This is a genomic window from Streptomyces sp. SID3212 (assembly GCF_009865405.1).
In the GTDB taxonomy this organism is placed as follows: domain Bacteria; phylum Actinomycetota; class Actinomycetes; order Streptomycetales; family Streptomycetaceae; genus Streptomyces.
On record NZ_WWJY01000080.1, the window covers coordinates 1 to 5,023 of the forward strand.

4 protein-coding genes are annotated in these 5,023 nt (G+C 73.0%); 2 read left to right on the forward strand and 2 right to left on the reverse strand.

Features of this window, described 5'->3' with window-relative positions; genetic code table 11:
• Positions 1 to 628 (forward strand): glycoside hydrolase family 75 protein (locus GT042_RS02740; protein WP_161307098.1); only part of this gene is annotated, 628 nt, incomplete at its 5' end.
• A gap of 107 nt (positions 629 to 735) precedes the next feature.
• Here the strand turns inward: GT042_RS02740 and GT042_RS02745 are convergent.
• Positions 736 to 2,265: an amino acid permease gene (locus GT042_RS02745; RefSeq protein WP_161307099.1), complete on the reverse strand. Its 1,530-nt coding sequence runs from the start codon at positions 2,263 to 2,265 to the stop codon at positions 736 to 738.
• A 162-nt stretch (positions 2,266 to 2,427) separates the two neighbouring features.
• Positions 2,428 to 3,426 (reverse strand): hypothetical protein, encoded by a 999-nt coding sequence (locus tag GT042_RS02750; protein WP_161307100.1) that lies wholly within the window; start codon positions 3,424 to 3,426, stop codon positions 2,428 to 2,430.
• A gap of 392 nt (positions 3,427 to 3,818) precedes the next feature.
• On the opposite strand from GT042_RS02750, the gene GT042_RS02755 reads away from it, so the two are divergent.
• The coding region (locus GT042_RS02755) for an FGGY family carbohydrate kinase (protein WP_161307101.1) at positions 3,819 to 5,023 on the forward strand (1,205 nt) is incomplete at its 3' end.

Below are 5,023 nucleotides of genomic sequence, written 5' to 3' on the forward strand. Positions count from 1 at the left end.
GGGCGGCGAGCGGCGGGCACCGGGCCCGGAGGCCACGGTGGGGGCGGCGGACCTGCTGGCCGCGACCACCACCTGCGCCCCGGTCTCGAAGGGGAAGTACCGCACCGACGCGGGCGCGGCGGCCACCGTTCCCGTCTGCGGTGCGTCGGGCGCGGTGTTCTGGAAGGCCGACATGGACATCGACTGCGACGGGCAGGTCACCGCGCACTGCAACACGACGACCGACCCGTGGTTCCAGGAGAGCACCGCCTTCTCCCAGTCCGACGGCAGGCCGCTGAACTCGGAGAAGCTGCCGTTCGTCGTCGTGCCGGCGCCGAGCGAGCTGTGGAGCTACCCGGCGTCGGGCATCCGCGGGGGCGGGGTCGTGGCCGTCGTCCACGGCGGGCGGGTGCAGTACGCCGTGGTCGGCGACACCGGCCCGGTGGGCATCATCGGGGAGGCCTCGTACGCCACGGCGGACGGTCTGGGCATTCCGGCGCACCCCCAGCGGGGCGGTGTGCCTTCGGGAGTGACGTACATCCTGTTCAAGAACACCCGGGTCTCCCCCATCGAGAACCACGCGGAGGCCGTCCGGCTCGGGGACGCGCTGGCGAAGAAGTTCGTACGGGAGAACGGCGGCGCGAAGTAGGGGCGGCCGTCCCAGGACAGGGACGGGGAGCGGCCCCGCCCCTGTCCCGGGACGGGGCCGCTCGGACCGCTCGGACCGCCCGGACCGCTCAGCGCCCGGTCGAGCGGCTAGACGATCCCCTCGGAGATCTCCGACTGCTCGCGCGCGTTCCCGTACGACTGCGGGGTGCTGTACGAGCCACGCGCCACGTACCACCACACCGTGGCGAGCACGAGCACGACGGCGAGCGCGACCACCGCGTAGTTCATGGAGTCGACGGTCACCGGGCTCGCCTGCGGGAGGCAGAAGAGAACGGTCACCCCGGCCACCCACGTCACCGCGATCCAGCCGACCGGCCTGCTCCAGCGGCCGAGGTTCCACGGCCCGGGCTCAAAGCGCTTGCCCGCGCGCAGCCGCAGGTAGATCGGGATGGCGTAGGCGGGGGTGATGCCGATGACGTTGATGGCGACGACGGCGTTGTACGCGGTCGTGGAGTACAGCGAGGGCAGGGCGAGCACGCAGGCGACGACGACCGACAGCCACACGGCGTTGACGGGGGTCTGCGTACGGCTGCTGACGCGCCGCCACAGCGCCGAGCCGGGCAGCGCGTTGTCGCGGCTGAACGCGAACACCATCCGGCTGGCGGCGGCGACCTCCGCGTTGCCGCAGAACAGCTGCGCGACGATCACGATCAGCAGCATCGCGGTGGCGCCGCTCGTGCCGAGCGCGTCGATGAGGATCTGCGCGGGCGGCACGCCGGTGGAGCTGTTCAGGGCGCCGGTGTAGTCCTGGATGGCGAAGGTGAGGCCGGCCAGCAAGGCGAAGCCGGCGATCCAGGAGACCCAGATGGCGCGCACGATGCCGCGCGCCGCCGTGACGGAGGCGTTCGAGGTCTCCTCGGAGAGGTGGGCGGAGGCGTCGTACCCGCAGAAGGTGTACTGCGCCAGGAGCAGTCCGACCGCCGCCACGTACAGCGAGTTGTGCCAGCCGGTGTTGTTGACGAACTCGGTGAAGACGTAGCTGGGCGACTGGTGGTGGGACGGCACGATCGCCAGGGCGCCGACGATGACGGCGACACCGCCCAGGTGCCACCACACACTGACCGAGTTCAGCACACTGACCAGCCGTACGCCGAACAGGTTGAGCACGGCGTGCAGCAGCAGGATGCACACGAAGATGACCATGGTCCAGCCCGGGGTGGGCTCGAACCCGAAGCGCAGGTTGAGGAAGGCCCCGGTGAACAGCGCGGCGCCGTAGTCGATCCCGGCGATCGCGCCCAGCAGCCCGAGCAGGTTCAACCAGCCCGTGTACCAGCCCCACTTGCGGCCGCCCAGCCGGTCGGCCATGTAGTAGAGGGCGCCGGAGGTCGGATACGCGCTGGTCACCTCGGCCAGCGCCATGCCGACGCAGAGCACGAACAGGCCGACGCCCGCCCAGCCCCAGAGCATCACCGCCGGCCCGCCGGTGTTCATGCCGAAGCCGTACAGGGTCATGCATCCGGAGAGGATGGAGATGACCGAGAAGCTGATCGCGAAGTTGCCGAACCCGCCCATGCGGCGGGCGAGGACGGGCTGGTAGCCCAGTTCGCGCAGCCGTTGTTCTTCGTCCTTCTGCGGACCGAGGCCGGAGTTCGACCAGGCCGGCGGGGAAAGGGACACGGGAAACCTCCGGGGTGGGGCGCGGGCGAGGGCAAGGGACGGGCATGCGGGACGGTGCGAAAGGAACGGGACGCGGGGGTACGGAGCCGGGCGCGGCGGAATCGTACGGCCGGACCGGCCGGGGCGCTGCTCAGGCCCGGCCGGGCCCGGCCGGGGCCCGGCTCAGCCCGGCGGGTCTCCCCTGGCCTCGCGGGCCCCGGCGAGCGAGCGGCTCCGGGCGCGGAGGAACATCTCCTCCGCCTGCCCGGGTTCCCGGGCGCGGTAGGCCCAGGGAAGGGTGGCGTAGAACGGCCCGAGCGCCTCGAACACCCGTGCCGCGGACTCGAATTGGAGCGATCCCCAGAGGGCGTGCGCGAGATGGCTCAGGTCGAGCAGCGAGGCCTCGGCCAGGACCGCCCGGTCGAACCACAGGTCCAGTGCCCGCGCCGCGTCCCGGGTGGCGTCCTCCGTGACCCAGTGCAGGTCGAGGGCCTTCTCCTGCCCGTTCTCGCGGCGGTAGCGCTCCACCCGTACGTACAGCGGCAGGACGTGCAGGGCCGAGCCCGCCGGCGCCGTGGAGGCCGCCCACTGGGCGAAGTTGACGGCCTCGGCGAGCGAGCGGGAGCCCCGGCGCGCGTACACGAACTGGAGCATGCGGTGGTACGCCTCGCGGTTGTACGGGTCGCGCCGGTCGGCCTCGGAGAGCAGTTCCCAGGGGCCCGGGAACAGCATCGGGCCCGGCGGCGCGAGCCGGTGCTCCTCCAGCCGCTGCTTGGAGTCGAGTTGGGACAGCGCGAGCAGGCACACCCACGGCACCGGGTCGTCGGGGGCGATCCTGGCCGCGGCACCGCACGCCTCCCACCCCAGCTGCCAGAGCTCCTTGGTGCGCGGATGCCCCTCCCGGTGCGCCCGCAGGGCGCGTTCGACCACGACACGGGTGTGCATCACCGTCGCGGCGACATTCGTGGGTTCCTCGGCGCGCCAGGTCCGGACGGCGTCCGAGCCGGCGGCGACGGCCGCGAGCACCTGCGTCCGCTGGGTCCACAGGCCCCAACCGGCCGTGTCGGCCAGGAGGTTGCGCATCGACACCCAGCGCCCGGCCTTGAGGTCCTGTACTGCGGCGCGCAACTCGCTGTCGTGGCCCGCCGGGTGGTAGACGGGGCGTATGTGGTCGGCCGCCATCAGCCCGGCCCCGGTGGACCCGGAACACGCGTGCGTCCGGTGTGTCGGGTGCGGCGCGGGCAACACCCGGATAGGCATGTGGTGGTCATGGATCCTCTGGCGCGGTGGGGGTGCGAAGCGATCCGCTGCTGGTCGGGCGATTCAAGGGCGCCCTGCCGGTGCTCGGCGATCATTGTAGGTCCCGCCCTGTCAAAATCCGGTCGCTCAGCCGACTTTTTGCAACTCGTCACACAGGCCACGGGAGTTTCGTACGGATCCGCCCCGGCGCGCGGGCCCGTTCCCGTGCTCCGCCGTCCGCCGTGCCGCCCTTGACGCCGTCTCTGACCTGCACCACCCTTTCGCAGAGCGATCACCACCACCCGCACCACCTCCTGCGAGCGAAGAACGGGGACATGCGCCCGGCCCAGCACTCCCTCCCCGGCATCTCCGGCATCTCCGGGCCCGCCTCCCGGCCGGTGCTCGCCGTCGACCAGGGCACGTCGTCCACCAAGGCGCTGGTCATCTGTCCCGAACGCGGCGTGATCGGCGCGGGATCGGCCCCGGCGGCCCCCCGTTACGGCCCCGGGGGCACGGTGGAGGTGGATCCGGCCCTGCTGCTCTCCTCCGTCGTCGAGGCGGGCCGCCGGGCGCTCGCGGACGCCGGTGAGCCCGTCGCGGCCGTCGGCCTCGCCAACCAGGGCGAGACGGTCCTGGCCTGGGATCCGGTGACGGGGGCCCCGCTGACCGACGCGATCGTCTGGCAGGACCGGCGCGCGGAGTCGCTCTGCGCCGAACTGGCCCCGCACGGGGCCCGGTTGACGGAACTGACCGGTCTGCCCGTCGACCCGTACTTCGCCGCGCCCAAGATGGCCTGGATCCGGCGCCGGCTCACCCGCGAGGGGGTGGTCACCACCAGCGACGCCTGGCTGGTCCACCGGTTGACCGGCGCGTTCGTCACCGACGCCGCGACCGCGGGCCGGACCCAGCTCCTCGACCTGGACCGGGTGGAATGGTCGCGGGAGGCGCGGGCGCTGTACGGGCTGGCCGACGAGGCGATGCCCGGGATCGTCGACGCGGCGGGACCCGTCGGCACCACCACCGCGTTCGGGCCCGAGATCCCGCTCACCGGCCTGCTGGTCGACCAGCAGGCCGCGCTGCTCGCCCAGGACGTGACGGAGCCGGGCACCGCCAAGTGCACGTACGGCACCGGGGCGTTCCTCCTCGCGCAGACCGGCAACCGGCCACGCAGGGGCACCTCGGGGCTGGTCAGCTGTGTCGCCTGGCGGCTCGGCGGCCGGACCAGCTACTGCCTGGACGGGCAGGTCTACACGGCCGCCTCCGCCGTACGCTGGCTCACCGATCTCGGGGTGATCTCCGGGGCCGCTGACCTGGATCCGGTCGGCCTGTCCGTGCCGGACAGCGGCGGGGTCACGTTCGTCCCGGCGCTCGCCGGGCTGGCCGCGCCGTGGTGGCGGGGCGACCTGCGGGGCTCGGTGACCGGGCTGGGCCTCGACACCGGCGCGGGGCATCTGGTCCGCGCCCTGTGCGAGGGGATCGCCGCCCAGGTCGTGGAGCTGGCCGACGCGGTGGCCGCCGATCTCGGGGCGCCGCTGACCGT

Bases quoted from the DNA above. Each gene is read 5' to 3' on its own strand.
- GT042_RS02750 (WP_161307100.1), bottom strand. From the start codon at position 3,426: ATGGCGGCCGACCACATACGCCCCGTCTACCACCCGGCGGGCCACGAC.